The 3,507-nt window shown below is 71.5% G+C and carries 3 protein-coding genes; 1 reads left to right on the forward strand and 2 read right to left on the reverse strand.

Annotation, left to right across the window (positions count from 1 at the left end; translation table 11 throughout):
* Positions 1 to 264 (reverse strand): cation-transporting P-type ATPase (locus VF468_01645; protein ID HEX5877024.1); only part of this gene is annotated, 264 nt, incomplete at its 3' end.
* Between the two features lie 241 nt (positions 265 to 505).
* On the opposite strand from VF468_01645, the gene VF468_01650 reads away from it, so the two are divergent.
* On the forward strand, positions 506 to 2,941 hold the full coding sequence (locus tag VF468_01650; protein HEX5877025.1) for a phosphoketolase family protein: 2,436 nt from the start codon (positions 506 to 508) through the stop codon (positions 2,939 to 2,941).
* Between the two features lie 39 nt (positions 2,942 to 2,980).
* Here VF468_01650 and VF468_01655 read toward each other — a convergent pair.
* The coding region (locus VF468_01655; GenBank protein ID HEX5877026.1) for an alpha/beta hydrolase at positions 2,981 to 3,507 on the reverse strand (527 nt) is incomplete at its 5' end.

Genomic DNA, 3,507 nt, shown 5'->3' on the forward strand with positions numbered 1-3,507 from the left:
GATGGCGGCCAGCAGCAGGTAGATCAGCGGGTCGGCGAACTGGGCGAGCAGCTTGCGCCAGGTCGGCACCTGGGCGGCGGCCTCCAGGCGGTTGGGGCCGGCGCGGGCCAGGCGTTCGGCGGCCTCCGTCGAGCTGAGGCCCGAGGCCGGGTCGCTGCCCAGCGACCTGGCCACCTCGGCCGCGTCCGCCAGCGACGGGTCGGCCGGCGGGGCGGCCGCCGGCGGCCCCGCCCCCAGCGAGGAGGAAGCGGCCGGCCGGTTCATCGCCCTCCGCGGCCGTAGAGGCAGCCTCCGGCGCCTGCACGCCACATGTTCGTCTCCCTTGCCCGTGGGCGCATGGTGGCGCTTCGACCTTACTTGCGGAAGGGTGCATCGGTGAAGGCGGCCGGAAACAGGCCGCCCGGGACCGGAGCCGGGGATGACGGCCGGGTGAATACGGACCCCTTCGATGGTCATACTCAGGGCGGGAGGAAGGGAGTCCGTCGCTAGGATCACGGGTGTTGCCATGGCCGATATCGCCGAAGTCGACCTGACGGCCGGCCGGGGTCCGCTGGACCCCGAGGAGCTTGATCGCATCGACGCCTGGTGGCGGGCCGCCAACTACCTGTCCGTGGGCCAGATCTACCTGCTCGACAACCCGCTGCTGCGCGAGCCGCTGCGCCCCGAGCACGTCAAGCCACGCCTGCTGGGCCACTGGGGCACGACCCCCGGGCTGAACTTTGTCTACGTGCACATGAACCGGGTCATCAAGCGGGAGGACCTGGACGCCATCTACGTGACCGGGCCCGGCCACGGTGGCCCGGGGCTGGTGGCGAACGTCTACCTGGAGGGCACCTACAGCGAGGTCTACCCGCACATCGGTCAGAACGAGGAGGGGCTGCGGCGGCTGTTCCGCCAGTTCTCCTTCCCGGGCGGCGTCCCCAGCCACGTGGCGCCTGAGACGCCCGGGTCGATCAACGAGGGCGGCGAGCTCGGCTACTCCCTGGTGCACGCCTACGGCGCCGCCTTCGACCACCCCGACCTGTTCGTCTGCTGCGTGGTCGGCGACGGGGAGGCCGAGACGGGCCCGCTGGCGGCCAGCTGGCACTCGAACAAGTTCCTCAACCCGATCAGCGACGGTGCCGTCCTCCCGATCCTGCACCTGAACGGCTACAAGATCGCCAACCCCACGATCCTGGCCCGTATCCCCGAGGCCGAGCTGCGGGCGCTGCTGGAGGGCTACGGCTACGCGCCGCGCTTCGTGAGCGGGTCCGAGCCGGAGGACATGCACCAGCGGATGGCGGCGACGCTGGACGAGGTCGTGACCGAGATCCACGAGATCCAGCGTCACGCCCGCGCCGAGGACGACCCCACCCGGCCCCGCTGGCCGATGATCGTCCTGCGCACCCCCAAGGGCTGGACCGGCCCGGAGGAGGTCGACGGCCAGCAGGTCGAGGGGACCTTCCGGTCCCACCAGGTGCCGCTGGCCGGCCTGGCCGAGCGGCCCGACCACCTGGCCGCCCTGGAGGACTGGTTGCGCTCCTACCGGCCGGAGGAGCTGTTCGACGAGACCGGAGCCTTCCGGGCCGAGCTGGCCACCCTCGCGCCGACCGGTGAGCGGCGCATGGGGGCCAACCCGGTCGCGAACGGCGGCCGCCTGCTGCGCCAGCTCGAGCTGCCCGACTTCCGCGCCTACGCTGTCGACGTGCCCGAGCCCGGCGCGGCCACGGCCGAGGCCACCCGCGTCCTGGGCGGCTACCTGCGCGACGTGATCGCTGCCAACCCGACCACCTTCCGCCTGATGGGCCCCGACGAGACCAGCTCCAACCGCCTCAACGCGGTGTTCGAGGTCACCGACCGGACCTGGGTCGCCGAGCCGGGGCCGGGCGACGAGGACCTGTCCCCGGACGGGCGGGTGATGGAGGTCCTCTCCGAGCACCTGTGCCAGGGCTGGCTGGAGGGCTACACCCTGACCGGCCGCCATGGGCTGTTCAACTGCTACGAGGCGTTCATCCACATCGTCGACTCGATGTTCAACCAGCACGCCAAGTGGCTGGAGACGACCAACCGCATTCCCTGGCGCCGGCCCATCCCCTCGCTCACCTACCTGCTCTCCTCCCACGTCTGGCGCCAGGACCACAACGGCTTCTCCCACCAGGACCCGGGCTTCCTCGACCTGGTGGTCAACAAGCAGGCCGGGGTCATCCGGGTCTACCTGCCCCCCGACGCCAACTGCCTGCTCTCGGTGGCTGACCACTGCCTGGGCAGCCGCCAGTACGTCAACGTGATCGTCATCGGCAAGCAACCGGCCCTCCAGTACCTGTCGATGGAGGAGGCGGCCCTGCACTGCGCGCGCGGCCTCGGCATCTGGGAGTGGGCCAGCAACGACCACGGCGACCCCGACGTGGTGCTGGCCTGCGCCGGCGACATCCCCACCCTGGAGACGCTGGCGGCGGCCGCCCTGCTGCGCGAGCACCTGCCCGAGCTGCGGGTGCGGGTGATCAACGTGGTCGACCTGATGCGCCTCCAGCCCGTCTCCGAGCACCCCCACGGGCTCCCCGACCCGGAGTTCGACGCCCTCTTCACCACCGACCGGCCGGTGATCTTCGCCTACCACGGCTACCCGTCGCTGATCCACCGCCTCACCTACCGGCGCACCAACCACGCCGGCCTGCACGTCCGCGGCTACAAGGAGGAGGGCACCACCACCACCCCGTTCGACATGGTCATGCGCAACGACCTGGACCGCTTCCACCTGGTCATGGACGTGATCGACCGGGTCCCGGGCCTGGCCCAGCGGGCCGCGGCGCTACGCCAGCACATGACCGACGAGCGCCTGCGCGCCCGCGCCTGGACCCGGCAGGTCGGCGACGACGCCCCCGACGTCCGCGACTGGGTATGGCCCGGCGCTCCCCCACCGGCCCAGGCCACCACCGACACCCAACGAGGGCTGCCCGCCTAGGTCAGGTGTCGCGGCCCGCCGGCGACCGTGCCAGCAGCGTCAGGGCTCCCGAATGGATGCGGGACTGGGCGGGGCCGCCAGTGGTCGAACCCGGGTGCGCAGTTCGGTCAGGAACCGCTGTGGCTGGGTGAACGCCGCGAAGTGCCCGGCGTCGGGGATCAGCGCCAGCTCCTTGGTCGGCGCCTCGACCTCCTCGAAGTACCCGGTGGCCAAGGACGTCACGGTGACGACATCGCGCTCGCCCTGGAACAGGAAGAACGGGACCTCGAAGCGGGGGTCCAGCCGGCGGGCGTCGTAGGCCTTGAGCTCGGTGAACATCTCCGCGGTCGACCATTGGAACCCTGCGAACAGGGTGTACAGCTCCCGCAGGGTGTAGAGCGGGGACGACAGCGCCAGCGGGAACAGCAGCTTGCGGTCCAGGTTGGGCGTGGGCACATTCGTCCTGAACGCCCAGGCCATGTTGGTGTTCCAGGCCCCCAGGTCCCAGCGGGCCGGGTCGCCGCCGATCGCCTCCAGCGCGGCCACGCCCTTGGCATTGCCCGCCGACCGCAGCCGCTCCAGGGTCA

The organism is Actinomycetota bacterium, from assembly GCA_036280995.1.
Lineage (GTDB): Bacteria > Actinomycetota > CALGFH01 > CALGFH01 > CALGFH01 > CALGFH01.

Excerpts from the sequence above, each read along its gene's own strand:
- VF468_01650 (HEX5877025.1), top strand. The coding sequence starts at position 506 with ATGGCCGATATCGCCGAAGTCGACCTGACGGCCGGCCGGGGTCCGCTG.